The organism is Thiohalomonas denitrificans (assembly GCF_016841685.1).
GTDB classification, from domain to species: Bacteria; Pseudomonadota; Gammaproteobacteria; order Thiohalomonadales; family Thiohalomonadaceae; genus Thiohalomonas; species Thiohalomonas denitrificans_A.
The window spans coordinates 17,643-35,296 of sequence record NZ_JAENYR010000037.1 but is presented as its reverse complement, the minus strand read 5'-3'; the positions used below and the strand labels follow the sequence as shown (position 1 = coordinate 35,296).

14 protein-coding genes and 5 tRNA genes are annotated in these 17,654 nt (G+C 58.9%); 16 read left to right on the top strand and 3 right to left on the bottom strand.

Features of this window, described 5'->3' with window-relative positions:
- Window positions 1-504 precede the first annotated feature (504 nt).
- Both cysS and Q7L05_RS09715 read left to right on the top strand, forming a co-directional pair.
- Window positions 505-1,914: a cysteine--tRNA ligase gene (gene cysS, locus Q7L05_RS09720; protein ID WP_303905463.1), complete on the top strand. Its 1,410-nt coding sequence runs from the start codon at window positions 505-507 to the stop codon at window positions 1,912-1,914.
- A gap of 829 nt (window positions 1,915-2,743) precedes the next feature.
- A complete protein-coding gene (locus tag Q7L05_RS09715; RefSeq protein ID WP_303905460.1) occupies window positions 2,744-3,073 on the top strand; it encodes a carboxymuconolactone decarboxylase family protein in 330 nt (109 codons plus the stop codon).
- 45 nt (window positions 3,074-3,118) lie between these two features.
- Here Q7L05_RS09715 and folD read toward each other — a convergent pair whose 3' ends face one another.
- The gene (gene folD, locus Q7L05_RS09710) at window positions 3,119-3,973 is read right to left on the bottom strand and encodes a bifunctional methylenetetrahydrofolate dehydrogenase/methenyltetrahydrofolate cyclohydrolase FolD (RefSeq protein ID WP_303905457.1); all 855 of its coding nucleotides are present in this window, start codon (window positions 3,971-3,973) and stop codon (window positions 3,119-3,121) included.
- A 237-nt stretch (window positions 3,974-4,210) separates the two neighbouring features.
- Between folD and Q7L05_RS09705 the strand changes: the two genes are divergently transcribed.
- The 8 genes from Q7L05_RS09705 (at window position 4,211) to Q7L05_RS09670 (ending at window position 9,096) form a co-directional block, all read left to right on the top strand.
- A tRNA-Pro gene (locus tag Q7L05_RS09705) sits at window positions 4,211-4,287 on the top strand.
- 36 nt (window positions 4,288-4,323) lie between these two features.
- Window positions 4,324-4,400, top strand: a tRNA-Arg gene (locus Q7L05_RS09700).
- 26 nt (window positions 4,401-4,426) lie between these two features.
- Window positions 4,427-4,502, top strand: a tRNA-His gene (locus tag Q7L05_RS09695).
- 274 nt (window positions 4,503-4,776) lie between these two features.
- Window positions 4,777-5,439 (top strand): MotA/TolQ/ExbB proton channel family protein, encoded by a 663-nt coding sequence (locus tag Q7L05_RS09690; RefSeq protein ID WP_303905454.1) that lies wholly within the window; start codon window positions 4,777-4,779, stop codon window positions 5,437-5,439.
- Window positions 5,429-5,830, top strand: coding sequence for an ExbD/TolR family protein (locus tag Q7L05_RS09685; protein ID WP_303905451.1), 402 nt, complete (start codon window positions 5,429-5,431; stop codon window positions 5,828-5,830). Before Q7L05_RS09690 ends, Q7L05_RS09685 begins: the two co-directional genes overlap by 11 nt.
- Window positions 5,827-6,549 carry a TonB family protein gene (locus Q7L05_RS09680; RefSeq protein WP_303905448.1) on the top strand — a complete coding sequence of 241 codons (723 nt, stop codon included), beginning with the start codon at window positions 5,827-5,829 and terminating at the stop codon, window positions 6,547-6,549. Before Q7L05_RS09685 ends, Q7L05_RS09680 begins: the two co-directional genes overlap by 4 nt.
- Before the next feature lie 36 nt (window positions 6,550-6,585).
- On the top strand, window positions 6,586-8,538 hold the full coding sequence (locus tag Q7L05_RS09675) for a TonB-dependent copper receptor (protein WP_303905445.1): 1,953 nt from the start codon (window positions 6,586-6,588) through the stop codon (window positions 8,536-8,538).
- A gap of 69 nt (window positions 8,539-8,607) precedes the next feature.
- A complete protein-coding gene (locus Q7L05_RS09670) occupies window positions 8,608-9,096 on the top strand; it encodes a copper chaperone PCu(A)C (protein WP_303905442.1) in 489 nt (162 codons plus the stop codon).
- 122 nt (window positions 9,097-9,218) lie between these two features.
- Here Q7L05_RS09670 and Q7L05_RS09665 read toward each other — a convergent pair whose 3' ends face one another.
- The gene (locus Q7L05_RS09665; RefSeq protein WP_303905439.1) at window positions 9,219-10,175 is read right to left on the bottom strand and encodes a sigma-54 interaction domain-containing protein; all 957 of its coding nucleotides are present in this window, start codon (window positions 10,173-10,175) and stop codon (window positions 9,219-9,221) included.
- Window positions 10,176-10,186: 11 nt separating this feature from the next.
- Window positions 10,187-10,894, bottom strand: a complete 708-nt coding sequence (locus Q7L05_RS09660; protein WP_303905436.1) for a sulfite exporter TauE/SafE family protein — start codon at window positions 10,892-10,894, stop codon at window positions 10,187-10,189.
- A 121-nt stretch (window positions 10,895-11,015) separates the two neighbouring features.
- Between Q7L05_RS09660 and Q7L05_RS09655 the strand changes: the two genes are divergently transcribed.
- The 6 genes from Q7L05_RS09655 (at window position 11,016) to lon (ending at window position 17,443) form a co-directional block, all read left to right on the top strand.
- Window positions 11,016-11,091: transfer RNA gene (locus tag Q7L05_RS09655), tRNA-Lys, on the top strand.
- Between the two features lie 126 nt (window positions 11,092-11,217).
- A tRNA-Leu gene (locus tag Q7L05_RS09650) sits at window positions 11,218-11,302 on the top strand.
- A gap of 116 nt (window positions 11,303-11,418) precedes the next feature.
- Window positions 11,419-12,717 carry a trigger factor gene (gene tig, locus Q7L05_RS09645; protein WP_303905433.1) on the top strand — a complete coding sequence of 433 codons (1,299 nt, stop codon included), beginning with the start codon at window positions 11,419-11,421 and terminating at the stop codon, window positions 12,715-12,717.
- A 25-nt stretch (window positions 12,718-12,742) separates the two neighbouring features.
- Window positions 12,743-13,396, top strand: coding sequence for an ATP-dependent Clp endopeptidase proteolytic subunit ClpP (clpP, locus tag Q7L05_RS09640; protein WP_303905431.1), 654 nt, complete (start codon window positions 12,743-12,745; stop codon window positions 13,394-13,396).
- A gap of 109 nt (window positions 13,397-13,505) precedes the next feature.
- A complete protein-coding gene (clpX, locus tag Q7L05_RS09635) occupies window positions 13,506-14,786 on the top strand; it encodes an ATP-dependent Clp protease ATP-binding subunit ClpX (RefSeq protein ID WP_303905430.1) in 1,281 nt (426 codons plus the stop codon).
- A 236-nt stretch (window positions 14,787-15,022) separates the two neighbouring features.
- Complete coding sequence (lon, locus tag Q7L05_RS09630; RefSeq protein ID WP_303905428.1) at window positions 15,023-17,443, top strand: endopeptidase La; 2,421 nt, start codon at window positions 15,023-15,025, stop codon at window positions 17,441-17,443.
- Window positions 17,444-17,654: the final 211 nt, after the last annotated feature.

The following is a 17,654-nucleotide window of genomic DNA, read 5'->3' as shown; positions in this document are numbered from 1 at the left end:
TTCGTCACTGATTCGGGCCTGCGCAGCAGGGGGTACGGCTCGCAATGACGGCTAAAGGTTCGTCACCGATTCGGGCCTGCGCAGCAGGGGGTACGGCTCGCAATGACGGCTAAGAGTTCGTCACTGATTCGGCTTGCGCAGCAGGGGGGCAAGTTCATCAAGAGCAGAACCATTGGATTTGACAGGAGTGCCCTTATATCGCTCGCTTCAAAGTATGCAGTTTGTCGGGAGGTCGCTTTGTTGATCTCCAAAGCAACAGGCGCCAAGAATATACAGGTGCACCGCAGAGGCACGGAGTGTGCAGAGATTCGCCGAGGAGCTCAAGTAGTGAGGACGCGTCCCCGCGGGCGTCAGGCGCTATTGGTGATGATTCCGTGATTCGGCTACCATTTGCGGCTATGCCCGGACTCACCCGAAATTTCATCTCGTGGCCGGTTCGCACCGGGCCGGCGTGTGGGGAGGCGGTGTGTGTGTAGTCGGTAGTCAACCCATCAGGAACCAACCATGGCGTATCAGCACGAACTCAAGGTCCACAACAATCTCACCCGCAAGAAGGAGCCGTTCGTTCCCATCGATCCCGAGCGGGTGAGGATGTATGTCTGCGGCATGACGGTGTATGACTACTGCCATATCGGACACGCCCGCGTGCTGGTGGTGTTCGATGTGATTAACCGCTACCTCCGCCATCTCTATGGCGAAGAGCACGTGACCTACGTGCGCAACATCACCGACATCGATGACAAGATCATCGCCCGCGCCAATGAAAACGGCGAGGATATCGGTGCACTGACCGAACGCTTCATCGGCTTCATGCACGAGGATGCGAAGGCGCTCGGCGTCGAGGAGCCCGATGAGGAGCCGCGTGCCACCCTCTACATGTCCCAGATCATCGACATGATCGGGATGCTGATCGAAAAGGATCATGCCTACCCGGCGGATAACGGCGATGTCTACTACGACGTCTCCAGTTTCGAGGGATACGGCCGGCTCTCCGGAAAGAACCCCGATGACCTGCGTGCCGGATCACGGGTGGAGGTCGGGGAGGCGAAGCGGGACCCGCTCGATTTTGTGCTCTGGAAGGCGGCCAAACCGGACGAGCCGGCCTGGGATTCGCCCTGGGGCAAGGGCCGGCCGGGTTGGCACATCGAGTGTTCGGCCATGTCGACCCACAGTCTGGGTCAACACTTCGATATTCATGGTGGCGGGCTGGACCTGCAGTTTCCCCACCACGAAAACGAGATTGCCCAGTCCGAGGGCGCCTGCGGCTGTAAATTTGTCAATTACTGGCTACACAACGGGTTCGTGCGCATCGATGACGAGAAGATGTCCAAGTCCCTGGGCAATTTCTTCACCATCCGGGACGTGCTCAAGCAGTACGACCCGGAGGTGGTGCGCTATTTCATCCTCACCAGCCACTACCGCAGTCCTCTCAATTATTCGGACCAGCATCTGGAGAGTGCCAAGGCCGCGCTCACCACGCTCTACAACGCAATGAAGGGGCTCGATTTGCCACCTGTGGAAGCGGGGGAACCGGACGGTCACGCCGAACGCTTCTATGCGGCCATGGATGATGATTTCGGTACCTCCGAGGCGCTGGCGGTCCTGTTCGAACTGGCCCACGAGATGAATCGTTGCCGGGATTCGGAGCCGGAGCGGGCCGGTCGGTACGGCGCGCTGCTCATGTCTCTGGCGGGTCTGCTCGGGCTCTTGCAGCGGGACCCGCAGGCGTTTCTCCGAGGCGGTGCTGCAGCCGGCGGACCCTCGGATGAGGAGATCGACAAGCTCATCGAGGAACGCATCCTGGCGCGCCAGAACCGGGACTTCGCCACCGCCGATCGCATCCGCGATGAACTCCAGGCGCAAGGGATCGTGCTCGAGGATTCGCCCGGGGGGACCACCTGGCGCCGGGAGTAGAATTCATTGCCAGCCCAACCCCGTCACTGCGCGGCCCCGAATCAATGAAGAGCTGGTAACCACGGGGTACACGGGGAGCACGGGGTAAAACAGGTTGTTCGTTTCCCGGCTGTTCGGAGTAATCGACGGGTAGGGTGGATAAGCGAAGCGCATCCACCAAGCGACTCGAGAGAACGCGGAAAATGAAGAGTTGGTAACCACGGGGAGCACGGGGACCAGGGGGTAAAACAAGTTGTTCAGTTTTTTCTTCCCCGTGCGCCCGTGTTCTCCGTGGTTCAGAGTAATCACCTGGTAGGGTGGGATAAGCGAAGCGCATCCACCAAGCAAATCGAGAGAACGCGGACGTTTTTACGAGCCGTACCCCCTGCTGTGCAGGCCCGAATCAATGAAGAGCTGGTAACCACGGGGTACACGGGGAGCACGGGGTAAAACAGGTTGTGTTCCCCGTGGTTCAGAGTAATCACCTGGTAGGGTGGGATAAGCGAAGCGCATCCACCAAGCGACTCGAGAGAACGCGGACGTCATTGCGAGCCGTACCCCCTGCTGCACAAGGCCAGAATCAATGAAGAACGGGTAACCACGGCGTACACGTGGAGCACGGGGTACAACAAGTTGTTCGGATATTTTCTCCCTCGTGTGCCCCGTGTTCCCCGTGGTTCGAGCTTCAATGGTTCGCTAAGTTCTTCAGGAGGCCTAAACGGCACTGCCATTGGACCGGTAGCGAACATGCGGTTCCTGCCACTGCTTCCGGACAGCAGTAACGAGTTCGGTTGAGGTGGGGAAGGGCGGCTATTATGTGGACTGAAATACCTTATTCGTCGCGGAGGTCATGATGTCCGAGCAAGCCCCTAAACCCGGTTGGCACCAGTCGATTCAGGAGCGTTATCCCGGCTTTATCGAAGCCGTCGATGAGTTGGGAGCGGCGGTACGCAAGGCCGGCCCCCTGGAGGACAAGATGGCGCACCTGGTGCAGTTGGGCGCCGCCGCTGCCTTGCGCTCGGAAGGTGCTGTCCATAGCCATGCCCGGCGCGCCCTGGAGTCCGGGGCCACTCCGGACGAGGTGCGGCACGCCATCATCCTCGTCACCAGCACGATTGGTTTTCCCAACGTCGCCGCAGCCCTTAGCTGGGTCGATGACGTCGTCGCCAAGCACCGTTGAGCCGCTGACGGGGCAACAGCGTTTTCCGCCACTGCTCCCTGTCGGTCAGGAATCCCGGCGCACGGCAGCGTCAAAGGTATTCTGGAGCAGGGTAGCGCGGGTCATGGGGCCGACACCGCCCGGCACCGGCGTAATCCAGCCTGCGCGCTCCCTTGCGCTATCAAACTCCACATCGCCCACCAATCGGCCATCCTCCCGGCGGTTGATACCCACATCCATCACCATCGCTCCAGGCTTGATCCACTCGCCCTTTATGAATTCGGGGATCCCGACCGCAGCCACCACGATGTCGGCACCGGCCAGGTGGGCCCGCAGATCGCGTGTCTTGCTGTGACAGATGGTGACGGTACAGCGGGCCATCAGCAGTTCCAGGGCCATGGGACGTCCAACGATGTTGGAGGCGCCCACTACGACTGCGTTCTTGCCCTCCAGAGGCTCGCCTGTACCTTCCAGCAGGGTCATCACACCGCGTGGCGTGCAGGGGCGCAGGGTCGGCATGCGCAGGGCCAGGCGCCCCACGTTGCAGGGGTGGAAGCCATCGACATCCTTGTACGGATCAATGCGCTCGATCACTGCCTGGGTGTCGATCTGCTTCGGCAGTGGCAGCTGGACCAGAATGCCGTCTATGGCCGGATCGGCATTGAGATCGTCGATCAGTGCGAGCAGTTTCTCCTGTGAGGTGTCTGCCGAGAGATCGTGAGAGACCGAGTTGAAGCCTACCTCGTCGCAATCCTTGCGCTTGTGCGCCACATAGACCCGGGAAGCGGGATCTTCGCCAACCAGGATCACCGCCAGTCCGGGTGCATGGCCGCCGGCCGCGAGGCGTTCGTCTACCTTTTGTTTCAGTTCACTGCGGATTGCCGCCGCGGTGGCTTTACCATCGATGATCTGTGCGCTCATTCGCTGCCCCGTTTGGAACGACCGTGAAAAACGTGTAATTCTCGCATGGGGTCCGATTGACGCCAAGCCGGCCGGGGATCTTCCGGGTAAACGCATACACAAGCTTGGTGCTCGCTTCAAAGTAGGCGGTTGCCCTGATGTTGAAGGGACAGGCGATTGACGACGGGCGACTTGATGGGTATCATCGCCGGCTTCCTCGCGCACATAACGGTTTCCTGAGTCGTTTCGCGAAATACTCGGGGTATAGCGCAGTCTGGTAGCGCGCCTGCTTTGGGAGCAGGATGTCGGGGGTTCGAATCCCTCTACCCCGACCAGAACGTCCCGAAGTGGGGACAAAAGGCTCGATCAAGGCGCCCGTAGCTCAGCTGGATAGAGCATCGGCCTTCTAAGCCGAGGGTCGCAGGTTCGAGTCCTGCCGGGCGCGCCAAATGCCCGGTAGTACAAAGTACAGTGGTGGACGTAGCTCAGTTGGTAGAGCCCTGGATTGTGACTCCAGTGGTCGGGGGTTCAAGTCCCCTCGTCCACCCCATACAAGAAAGCTTAGGCATCGCCTAAGCTTTTTTTTTGTCTTTCCTGCGCCTTCTCAAGATCCACTTCTTCCTCGGCAATCGCCCGTGCTGGAATGCCCGCGCGGCATATGCCGCGGCTGCCGTGTCATATGCCACACACGCAGCCGCCTTTTTTCCGCAATGATGAATTTTATCAGTGGGTTATGTTTGGCATGCCTTCTGCAAGAACGCCACGATTGACCGCACCGGTGCGGTCAATTCTGTTTTGCTCTTGTTTCGGACGGTGCGACCATAATGATGATTTCGGAATTGTTCGCGAAAGGCGGACCAGTGGTGTGGATCCTGGCCGGTTATTCCCTGGTGGCTTTGACCATCATTGTCGAGCGTTTGATCCATTTTTCGCTGCTTGGCCGCGTCCCCAACAATTTCGGGAGTCAGGCCCGCTCGGCGCTCCATGTGGGTGGGCTCGGCAAGCTGACGGCCCGGCACCGGGGCCCGGAAGTGAATGTCATGAGCGCAGTGCTCGAGGCCAGCAATGAGGGAATCCGTGAACTGAGTCGTGTTGCAGAGCGGGTAGGCTCTCAGGAACTGCAGCGCATGGAACGGGGCTTTCGAACCCTGGCCATTCTCGGCAACACCGCGCCGCTGCTTGGACTGTTCGGCACCATCACGGGCATGATCAAGGCCTTTATGGTTATCGAGGCCGCTGGAGGCAGGGTAGACGCACAGGCCCTGGCCGGCGGCATCTGGGAGGCGATGGTCACGACCGGCGTCGGGCTTGCAGTAGCCATCCCCGTCCTGCTCATTCTGCACCTGCTGGAAGGGATGGCGGACCGTCGTGCACAGTCCATGAAGGCGTGCGCTTCCCTCGTGTTGGAACGGCTTCCGCATGCCCCGGAGTCGGATACGGAGGAGGGAGCGGTGCACCATCGGGACGGAGTGCTCCATGCACTTTGAAGGGCGGCGGCGTGCCACGCAAATGCCCAACCTGACGCCGCTGATCGATGCCGTTTTTCTGCTGCTGGTGTTCTTCATGCTGACCTCGCATTTTGTGCGGGAAGAGGCCCTCAATATCGATCTGCCGGTGGCGGAAAGTGGTGAGGCCACCGGGGAGGATGGTCAACTGGAAGTGATCATCAATGCCCAGGGCCGCTTTCTGGTGAATGATCATGTGGTCGAGCCCGAGGCCCTGGAAGCTACGCTACGCCGCTCTCTGGAGCAGCGTGAGAATCGCATCGTACGTATTCGCGGGGATCGCGGTGCAGATCTCGGTTCGGCGGTGAAGGTTCTGGATAAGGCACGGAAGGCCGGGGCCGAAGCAGTGGACATCGTAACCGAAACGAAATGAGACGGCGCGATGCAGGGATCTGGGTTGGAGCGTTTCTGATCTCCGCGATGGTTCATGGAAGTCTGTTCCTCAACGCTGGTGCTCGGCTGGGTGCGGAAGAGCCGCTTCCAAACCAGCAACAGGCGGTAACGCGAGTCAGTTTTCGTTCCGTGGCTTCGCCTCCGCCGGAAGTGCCGCCAGAGGCGGTTGATAAGCCGTCTGAGCCTGAACCCGAGCCTCCGAAACCGAAGCCGAAGCCGGAGCCCGAACCAAAGCCGGAACCCGAACCTGAGCCGGAACCGGTGCAGCGACCCGAACCGGAGATGCGTCCAGAGCCGGTCGAAACGGAGCCGCAGCCGCAAGCGCCACCGTCGCCGTCACAGCCGACTGCAGAAAAGGCGATGGAACTGCCCCCGGCGGTCGCCGGGCAGGCAGTGAATGACCCGAAACTGACCGAACGGGAGAAAAACGAATATTTCGCCCGCCTTATCGCCCGGATTGAAGGGCATAAACATTACCCCCGCGCGGCACGCCGCCGGGGGATTCAAGGGGAGGTGGAGGTGACCTTTTCGATCCGGGAGAGGGGTGAAATTCGGGGCCTTCACACGGCCGGGAAAAACAGCGTTCTGCAAGCGGCCGCGAAGGATGCTGTTGAAGCGGCCCTGCCGATGCCCATGCCGCCGGAGACGGTAGCGTTGCCGCTCGAGGTTTCTTTCAGGATGACCTTTGCGCTTCGCTAATGAATTGAAATGTCCCGCTTTTTAAAAGAGAAAACGATGATAAAAGAGAAAAAGCTTTGCTGTGCCCTTGCTCTGGGGCTATTGCCTCTGGCGGCCGGTGCGGAGGATATCGGCACGGTTGTGGTCACCGCGCCCACCATGTCGGATCCGCTGGTGGTGACCACCGATCCCAAGGCGCCGCGGCAGCCGGTGCCCGCCGCCGATGGTGCCGATTTCCTCAAGAACATCGCCGGTTTTTCCGTGGTGCGCAAGGGCGGAACATCCGGGGATCCGGTGCTGCGCGGTTTGGCGGGCTCACGTCTTAATATACTGCAGGACGGTAATTATCTTTTCGGGGGTTGTGGTGGTCGCATGGACCCGCCGACGGCCTATATCTATCCCGGCTCCTTCGATGAGGTTACCGTGATCAAGGGGCCCCAGACGGTTCTTTATGGGCCGGGTAACGTAGCGGGTACGGTTCTGTTCGAGAGGCGCACCGAACGTTTCGAGGAACCGGACCAGCGCTTCTTTGCCAACGGCCTGGTGGGCAGCTATGGCCGCAACGATCAGGTGGTGGATGCTACGCTGGGGGCGCAGAAGGGATTTCTTCGTGTGATTGGTACCCGGTCCGAGGTGGATGATTACGAGGACGGTGACGGCACCGAAATTCATTCCGAGTATCGGCGCTGGAGCGGTACGGCGATTGGCGGCTGGACGCCCAGTGAGGATACTCGGCTCGAGTTGTCGATTGATCGCAGCGATGGCGAAGCGGCCTATGCCGATCGTTCGCTGGATGGGTCCGCTTTTGAGCGGGAGGGTTACGGTCTGAAGTTCGAGAAGATGCGCCTCTCTCGAAACGTCGAGAAGCTGGAACTGCAGTATTACACCAACTACGTCGATCACGTCATGGATAACTACACGCTGCGCGAGCCCGGCATGATGAAAATGGTGATGAATCCCGACCGGGATACCACAGGGGCACGGGCCAGCATGGACCTCAATCTGGGCGGGATGACGTTTGCCACCCTTGGTATCGACTACCAGGAGGATCAACACAGTAAACGAGGGGCTCAGGCGATGGCCTCCGCCCCGGATCCCGATTTCGACAGCAAGCCACGCATGGACGATCTCTCCTTCTCCCGCACCGGGGTGTTTGCCGAGTTCGAACATCAACTGAATGTCCGGGATGCGCTTTTCGCCGGTGTGCGAATGGATCGCACGGATACCACGGTGGAGGAGATCGAGGTGGGAGGGGCATCGCCGGGAACCGGGGACGAGGACACCACCCGCGGTGCATTCGTGCGCTATGAACGCAGCCTGCAATCGCCCGTAACGGTGTTCGCCGGCCTCGGTCGCGCAGAACGTTCGCCCGACTTCTGGGAACGCAACAAGACCTTCGAGGTGGATCCCGAAGTCAATACCCAGCTGGATCTGGGGCTCGGCTACGGGACCCCGGCGCTGGCCGGAAACCTGGCGGCGTTCTACGCCGACATCCAGGATTACATCCTTATCGATTGGGAGGGTGGACAGGCGCGCAATATAGACGCGGTTACCTATGGCCTGGAGGGAGATTTGACCTGGAAGTTCGCTGCCGACTGGCGGATGACCGGTACCCTGGCCTATGTGCGCGGGGAGAACGAAACCGACGACAGGGCGCTGGCCCAGATCCCTCCGCTCGAGGGGACGCTGGCACTGGATTACGATAACCGGACCTATCTGGCCGGCGTCCTGTTGCGCGCGGCGGCGGAACAGGACCGCGTGGATGTCGGTAGCGGCTCGATTGCCGGACAGGATTTCGGTACCACCCCCGGCTTCGGGGTATTATCCATGCATGCCGGTTATCGGCCCAGCGAAAATGTCAAACTAACGGCCGGGATCGATAACGTGCTGGATAAGACCTACGTCGAGCATCTTAGTAAGGGAGGCGTCGATATCGAGGGGTTTGAGCAGGTTGAAAGGGTCAACGAGCCGGGCCGTACCCTATGGCTACAGGCCTCGGCACAATTCTGAGTGAAAAAGCCTGTCACCGGACCGTTCCGGTGGAGGTTTGTGTTTTTTTGACAACCGAGAAGGGAAGAGATGATGAAAGTGCTAAAGACACTGGTGATTCCAGCGTTCCTCTGTCTGTCCGCCGCAGTACAGGCCGCTGGAAACGGGGTGATGGTGGAGAATCCATGGATTCGGGAGGCGCCTCCGACTTCCAAGGCCATGGCGGGCTACATGGTGGTCCATAACCATGGTGAACAGGAGCGCGCCCTGGTGGCCGCGCAGAGCCCCGCTTACGACAATGTGATGCTGCACAAAACCATCGTAGAGGACGGGTTGGCCAAGATGGTCCATCAAATGAAAGTGACGATTCCGGCGGGCGGGTCTGTCACATTCGAGCCGAAGGGATATCACCTGATGCTCATGAAGCCGAAACAGGCGCTGAAGGCGGGCGAAAAAGTGCCGGTAACGCTCGAGTTTGCGGATGGAGAGAAAATGGAATTGATGTACGAGGTCCGTGCCAGCGGCTCCATGGGCGGCATGAGCGGTGGAAAAATGGACCATAGCTCCATGGGCCATTAAATCCCCGTTGCATGAAAAAGGGCGCACCATGGTGCGCCCTTTTTGCTGGTGCGGGAGGGGAGTCCCGCCTCCTGCCCGATCAATGCCTTTGTGGATATTGTGATGCGAATCACCCGGTAGCTTCAGCCGATCGCATACTTCTTCAGACGATAGAGAAAGGTATCGCGGGTGAGTCCGACCAGACGGGCGGCCCGGCTGCGATTGCCGCGGCTTTTTTCCAGCGCCTGGAGGAGCAGCGACTGCTCCAGCTGGTCGAAACGAATCCCCCCTTCCGGAAGCTCGAACCCGTTAACCCGGGTGGCGGTGGTTTTCTTACGCCGTATTTCGGCGGGAAGGTTATCCACCGTGACCTCGCGTCCGCCGAAAAGGATTACCAGCCGTTCGCAAACATTGCGCAACTCTCTGATGTTGCCGGGCCAATCGTAGGTTCTCATCGCATCGAGGGCTTCGGGCAGGAGGCGCGGCGTCTCTAACCCGTGCTGGTCGGACAGCTGGCGGGTGAATATCGGCACCAGCCGCAGAGTGTCACCGGTGCGATGGCGAAGGGGTGGTACTTCCAGCGGTATTACGTTAAGCCGGTAATAGAGGTCTTCACGGAAGCGGCCTTCCTGAACCAGCGCGTGCAGGTTGCGATGGGTGGCAGCAATAATGCGGGTATTGACCTGACGGCAGTAGGTGCTCCCCACTGCCTGGCATTCGCCGGATTCGAGAAAACGCAACAGTTTGGCCTGGATAGCCGGAGGAAGTTCGCCGATCTCGTCCAGGAACAGGGTTCCGCCTTCGGCCGCCCGCACGCGTCCACCATTTTCGTTGACCGCCCCGGTAAACGCACCTCTGCAGTGGCCGAAGAGCTCGGATTCGGCGAGTCCTTCCGGCAGGGCGGCGCAGTTGATGGTCACAAACGGCGCCTCTGCCCGTCTGCTTTGAGCATGGACCGCTCGGGCCAGCAGTTCTTTTCCGGTGCCGCTCTCTCCCAGGATCAGGACGGTAACGTCAGTTGCGGCGATCACTTCAGCGGAACGGATCACCGCCTGGAATTCGGGGGCACCACCCAGTAGTTCTTTTTCGAATGAGCTCATGCCTAATCACTTTAGTGGATAGAAAGCGAAGGTCCTAATTGGTGCAGTGGCTCTATGAGGGCAACACTGCCGATAGCCAGTGCGATCAGGCTCATGCCGGCAACACGACGAATCGCGGGACGGCGGCTGATGCGGCCCAGCCATGCGGTAAGCATACCCGCGCCCATAACGGCAGGTAAAGTACCGGCTCCGAATGCGGCCATTGCGAGCATGCCTTCAACCGGTCCCTCGGCCGCGACGGTCCAGAGCAGCATGCTGTAAACAGTACCGCACGGAAGCCAGCCCCAAATGGTCCCGTATAGCAGGGCCTGTACGGGAGAACGAACCGGCAGCATCCTGCGCCCGAGCGGTTCGAGACGGCGCCATAACGGTATGCCGAGTCGCTCCACCAACGCGAATTTGGGAAACCAACCGGCGATATACAAGCCGATACCGGTCATCAGGAGAGCGGCGAGTCCTTGCAGCAGCGCGTGCCCCCGATCGCCAAAGATGCCGAGCAGACTTCCACCCAGTCCGCCGAGCAGGGCGCCGGCTGCAGCGTAGCTGAGAATGCGGCCGCTGTTGTAAGCGGCCAGATAGGTCAGAAGTCGCGGGCGTCGTTCGCGCACCTCGGCGGGCAGGCTGAAGGTAAGCGCACCCATTATCCCTCCGCACATTCCGACACAGTGAAGGGTATTGAACAGGCCGACAATGAATCCGGCAATTAGGGGAAACTCCACGACTTTCCACGCATGCGGTTGAACGACTATGTTATCAAAAGAACAGCAGTGCGACTGCCCTCAATCTCGAAGTTGGGCTTGATCGCTGCCGCCGAATTTGATTTACTAGGTGACCTTCACGGGGCCGTTAGCTCAGTTGGTAGAGCAGCTGACTCTTAATCAGTAGGTCCAAGGTTCGAATCCTTGACGGCCCACCAGATACGTAGTTGACCCCTCACGTGAGGGGTCTTTGCTTTTTAAATGCCACTATCATGCGGTTATGCGCGGAAACGTACGCCCTCTGTCCGTGCACCCCTTCTCTTTGTATAATCCCCGGAATTTTAGCGAAAGTGGCGGAATTGGTAGACGCGCTGGATTTAGGTTCCAGTGGGGCAACCCGTGAGAGTTCGAGTCTCTCCTTTCGCACCATTTACATCAGGGTCGGGGCGGTGATCTGCTTCGAACAGGTTTTGTGTGATTCCCAAGTGAAGGTTTTGTCCATCGGTTTTCACGCTATTGAATTGTAGAAATCTCAAGGAGTTAAGATGCAGGTTTCAGTAGAAGCGACTGGCGGACTCGAGCGCCGCATGACCGTTGACCTCCCCGAGGAGCAGATTTCCCGGGAGGTTGACAAGCGTCTCCAGCAGATGGCGCGCACCACTCGTATCAAGGGTTTCCGGCCTGGCAAAGTGCCGATGAAGGTGGTCAAAAGCCGTTACGGCAGCCAGGTTCGCCAGGAGGTCCTCGGGGAAATGGTGCAATCCAGCTTCTATGAAGCCGTGGCCCGGGAAAACCTTCGTCCCGCCGGTCATCCCCGGATTGAACCGAAAGAGGGCGACGAGGATGCAGAAGGATTTGCTTACACTGCCATCTTCGAGGTAATGCCCGAAGTGGAGCCTGCCTCTCTGGAGGGTGCCGAGATCGAAAAGGTCACTGCCGAGGTGACCGATGCCGATGTCGACAGGATGCTGGATACCCTGCGTAAACAGAACGCCGAGTGGGAGAAGGTCGACCGCGAAGCCCGGGAGGGCGACCGGGTGGTGGTCGACTTCAAAGGCACCATCGATGGTGAGTCCTTCCAGGGCGGTGAAGGTGAGAATGTCCCCGTGACCCTTGGCAGCGGCCGCATGATTTCAGGTTTTGAAGAGGGGCTGAAGGGCGCGAAGGCCGGTGAGGAGCGTACCCTCGATCTTGGTTTCCCGGACGACTATGGTTATAAGGAAGTCGCCGGTAAGCCGGTCCAGTTCCAGGTCAAAATTCACGCGGTCGAGCAGCCCAATCTGCCGGAGATTGACGACGAGTTCGCCAAGCGTTTTGGAGTCGAGAGCGCCGAAGCCCTCAAAAAGGAAGTTCGCGACAACATGGAACGCGAGCTTGAACAATCCCTGAAAGGCCGGGTCAAACAGCAGGTGATGGACAAGCTGGTCGAGCTGAACAAGGTCGAGATTCCCAGGGCACTGATCGAAAACGAAAGCCAGGCGCTTCTCGAGCAGATGCGGCAAAACATGCAAGTGCCGCAAGGCAAGCAGGGGCCGGATCTATCCCCCTCCATGTTCGAGGAGCAGGCTGCCAAGCGTGTGACCCTCGGCCTGATCCTCGCCGAAATCATCAAGCGCAATGAACTCAAGGCGGAATCCGACCAGGTGCGGGCGGCGGTTGAGAAGATTGCAGCCAGCTATGAGAAACCCGAAGAGGTCCTGAGCTGGTACTTCGGCGATCAGCGCCGCCTCGGTGAGGTGGAGTCGGTAGTGCTCGAAGATCGTGTCGTGGATTGGGTTCTGGAGCGGGCGAAAGTCAGCGAGAAGTCCAAGGGCTTTGATGAACTCATGAACCCTCAGCAGTAGTGAAACTCAAAAGGGATAGGTAACGATGACCGATAACAACACCATGAATCAAGGGCATACGATTTCCAACGTGGGTCTTGTGCCCATGGTAGTGGAGCAGACTTCGCGCGGCGAGCGCGCCTACGATATCTATTCGAGACTGCTCAAGGAACGGGTCATTTTCATGGTGGGGCCGGTCGAGGATTACTCGGCGAACCTGCTGGTAGCCCAGCTGCTGTTCCTCGAATCGGAAAACCCGGACAAGGATATCCATCTCTACATCAATTCGCCGGGCGGTGCGGTTACCGCCGGGCTTTCGATCTATGACACGATGCAGTTCATCAAACCGGATGTGAGCACCCTGTGCATCGGTCAGGCGGCCAGCATGGGGGCGATACTGCTTGCCGGCGGTGCTGAGGGCAAACGCTATGCGTTGCCTCACTCCCGAGTGATGATCCATCAGCCTCTGGGTGGATTCCAGGGCCAGGCTACGGACTTTGAGATCCATGCCAGGGAGATCCTGGATACGCGTGCCCGGCTCAACGGGATCCTGGCCAAGCACACGAAGCAGCCGCTCGAACGCATTCAGGCGGATACCGAGCGTGACAACTTCATGAGTGGTGAAATGGCCATCGAGTATGGATTGATCGACTCCGTGCTCGAAAATCGTGAAGCGACCCTCTCGACGGTGGGTAAATAACCCGGCGCCGGGCGGAACCAATAACATAGTAACCGGGTCGGGCTTGAAAAATAGGCTCTGACCCTGCATGTTGTAAGACAGATACCCGGCATTCGGATGGGGAAGGCTGATGAGCGACGAGAGTAAAAATACGGGCGAAGATAATGGCAAGCTGCTGTACTGCTCTTTTTGCGGAAAGAGCCAGCATGAAGTACGGAAGCTGATCGCCGGTCCTTCCGTCTTCATCTGTGATGAGTGCGTTGAACTTTGCAACGATATTATCCGTGAAGAGGTGCAGGAGGACGCGACCGGCACTTCCCGGAGTAAACTGCCGACGCCCCACGAGATCAACGATAGTCTCGATGAGTACGTGATCGGGCAGAAGCGGGCCAAAAAGGTGCTTTCCGTGGCGGTGTACAACCACTACAAACGCCTGGAGGCCGGCCTCAAGAAAGACGAAGTCGAGCTGTCGAAAAGCAATATTCTCCTGATCGGCCCCACCGGTAGCGGCAAAACCCTGCTGGCGGAGACGCTGGCGCGGTTGCTCAACGTGCCGTTCACCATTGCCGACGCCACCACGCTGACCGAGGCGGGATATGTCGGCGAGGATGTGGAGAACATCATTCAGAAGTTGCTGCAGAAGTGCGATTACGATGTCGATAAGGCACAGAGTGGCATTGTGTACATCGATGAAATCGACAAGATTTCCCGTAAGTCGGACAACCCGTCGATTACCCGTGATGTTTCCGGCGAGGGTGTGCAGCAGGCTTTGCTGAAGCTTATCGAAGGGACTGTCGCCTCGGTTCCGCCGCAGGGTGGCCGCAAACATCCGCAGCAGGAGTTTCTGCAGGTGGACACCAGTGGCATGCTGTTCATCTGCGGTGGCGCGTTTTCCGGGCTCGAGAAGGTGATTCGCGACCGCTCCGAAAAGGGTGGTATCGGTTTTGCCGCCGAGGTGAGAAGCAAGGCCACTACCAGGAGCGCGAGCGAGGTCGTTCAGACCGTCGAGCCGGAAGACCTGGTCAAATACGGGCTGATTCCGGAATTCGTGGGGCGCTTGCCGGTTCATGCCACACTGGAGGAGCTGGACGAGGAGGCGCTGGTTCAGATCCTCACGGAGCCGAAGAATGCCCTGTCCAAGCAGTATACCAAGCTGTTTGAGATGGAGGGCGTGGAGTTCGAGCTGCGCGAGGACGCTCTAATGGCCGTGGCGACCAAGGCCATGCAGCGCAAGACCGGCGCCCGCGGGCTCCGGTCGATTCTCGAGTCGGTACTGCTGGACATCATGTATGACCTCCCCTCCATGGACGGGGTCAGCAAGGTTGTTATCGATAATGGCGTGATTAACGGTGAATCGGAACCGCTGCTTATCTACAAGGGGTCTGAAAAGTCGGCGGCGGCTACTGATTGAGCGGAACGCAACACCTGTAGCAGTGTCGAATCAAGGGCCGGCCGGTCAAGCCGGCCCTTTTTTTAACCCCTGACCCTTGCGATCCTCTGGTGAATTGTGAATCCTCTGGATCAGCTTGAGCCTTGATTCTTCCATTAGCTGTCCCAAAGTATTCAATAATCAAGCAAGTTACTCAGGTTTTAATCGGCACGGCTTCACGTATACGGCGAGCCGTGACCCACGAAGAGGTGCCCTCAATGACGGACAAGAGTTCCGAAGTGACCGACCAGATGCGCTCCATGCCTGTCCTGCCGTTGCGGGATGTAGTGGTCTATCCGCACATGGTGATTCCGCTTTTTGTCGGCCGCGATAAGTCCATCAAAGCCCTTGAGGCGGCCATGGCAGATGACAAGGAGATCCTGCTTGTCGCGCAAAAGAGCGCCGGGGAGGATGACCCGGGCCAGGACGATATTTATCGGATTGGTACCGTCTCCAACATCCTGCAGTTGCTGAAACTGCCGGATGGAACCGTGAAAGTGCTGGTCGAAGGCGACCAGCGGGCGAAAATCGCCCACTTCCTGCCGACTGACGAGTTCTTTACCGCACAGGTGGACATGCTCGAATCGGAACCGCTGGATGAGCGGGAAGGGGAAGTGTTGTCACGATCGGTACTGAACCAGTTTGACCAGTACGTGAAGCTGAACAAAAAGGTTCCGCCGGAGGTGCTGACCTCTCTTTCAGGCATAGAGGATTCCCACCGGCTGGTGGATACCATCGCCGCCCACATGTCGCTCAAGATCGACGAGAAACAGGAAATCCTGGAAATCGCCGATTTGCGCGACCGCTTTGAATACCTGCTAGGTGTGATTGAATCCGAGCTGGACCTGCTTCAGGTGGAAAAGCGTATCCGTGGTCGCGTCAAGCGCCAGATGGAGAAGAGTCAGCGCGAGTACTATCTCAACGAGCAGATGAAGGCCATCCAGAAGGAATTGGGTGACATGGAGGATGTGCCTAACGAGATTGAGGACCTGGAAAACAAGATCGAAAAGGCAGGTATGACCAAGGAGGCCAAGGACAAGGCCACCACCGAAATGAACAAGCTGAAGATGATGTCGCCCATGTCGGCCGAGGCAACGGTGGTGCGCAACTACATCGATTGGCTGGTATCGGTGCCCTGGAAGAAGAAGACCCGAGTGCGCCACGATTTGGCCAAGGCCGAAGAGGTGCTCGAGACGGACCACTACGGGCTGGACAAGGTCAAGGAGCGCATACTCGAGTATCTGGCCGTTCAGCAGCGTGTCAGGAAGCTCAAGGGGCCGATCCTCTGCCTGGTGGGGCCGCCGGGGGTGGGTAAGACCTCCCTGGGGCAGTCCATCGCCCGAGCCACCAACCGCAAGTTCTTGCGCATGAGTCTGGGTGGTGTACGCGATGAGGCCGAGATCCGGGGGCATCGCCGGACCTATATCGGTTCGTTGCCGGGTAAGATTATCCAGAACCTGGCGAAGGCGGAGACCCGAAATCCGCTGTTTCTGCTGGATGAAATCGACAAGATGGCGATGGATTTCCGTGGCGATCCGGCTTCGGCGCTGCTGGAGGTGCTGGATCCGGAGCAGAATCACACCTTCAACGATCACTATCTGGAAGTGGATTATGACCTGTCGGACGTAATGTTCGTCGCGACATCCAACTCCATGAATATTCCCGGTCCGCTGCTCGACCGAATGGAAGTGATTCGTCTCGCCGGTTATACCGAGGAGGAGAAGCTCAATATCGCCAAGCGCTATCTCGTGCCGAAGGAGCTGAAGGCGAACGGGGTGAAAGAGAGTGAACTGGAGATCACCGACGACGCTCTCTATGGCATCATCCGCCATTACACCCGTGAGGCCGGAGTTCGCAACCTGCAGCGGGAGATCGCGAAGGTCTGCCGCAAGGTGGTCAAGGAGATTCAGCTGAAGCCCAAGGAAAAGAAGGTGGTGGTGAACGGGGAGAACCTCAACGATTTCCTCGGTGTGCGCCGCTTCCGTTACGGGTTGGCCGACGAGGCCGACCGGGTCGGTCAGGTGACGGGCCTGGCATGGACCGAGGTGGGTGGCGAGCTGCTCTCCATCGAGACGGCGGTAATGCCCGGCAAAGGCAAGAATGTGGTCACCGGTCAGTTGGGCGACGTGATGAAGGAGTCGATCCAGGCCGCGATGAGTGTGGTCCGCAGCCGTGCCCGGATGCTCGGTATAAACCCCGATTTCTACGAAAACAGCGACATCCATATTCATGTCCCCGAGGGCGCGATTCCGAAGGATGGCCCATCGGCCGGTGTGGGCATGTGTACCGCTCTGGTATCGGCGTTGACCGGCATTCCGGTGCGTGCCGATGTCGCGATGACCGGCGAGATAACGCTACGGGGCGAGGTGCTGCCCATCGGTGGCCTCAAGGAGAAGCTGCTTGCGGCTCATCGTGGGGGGATCAAGACCGTGATCATCCCCGAGGAGAACGAACGCAATCTCGAAGAGGTGCCGGAAAATATCAAGGAAAAGCTGGAGATCTGTCCCGCCAACTGGATCGATCAGGTGCTGGATATCGCCTTGGCGCGCAAGCCGGAGCCGCTTCCAGAAGGAGAGGGTGTGGAACTGGTCGAGCAGAAAGGGAAATCGGGCGGCGTCAAAACAGTGCATACGCATTAGATCTGTAGTGGTATGCAAGGGTATGGACCGATCGGGGCCGCTTTTCGCGGCCCCGGTAATGACCGAAACCGTTACCATTGCCTCAAAGCCGCGAAGGGTTGCTTGACACATCTCGAAGCCAGTTGGTATAAAACCGAGTGTCGCGCAGCCGCCCACGGGAGATGAGGCGGTGTTTTTTTGCAGGCGGACTTAATCTCGTTTCATTCCGAGA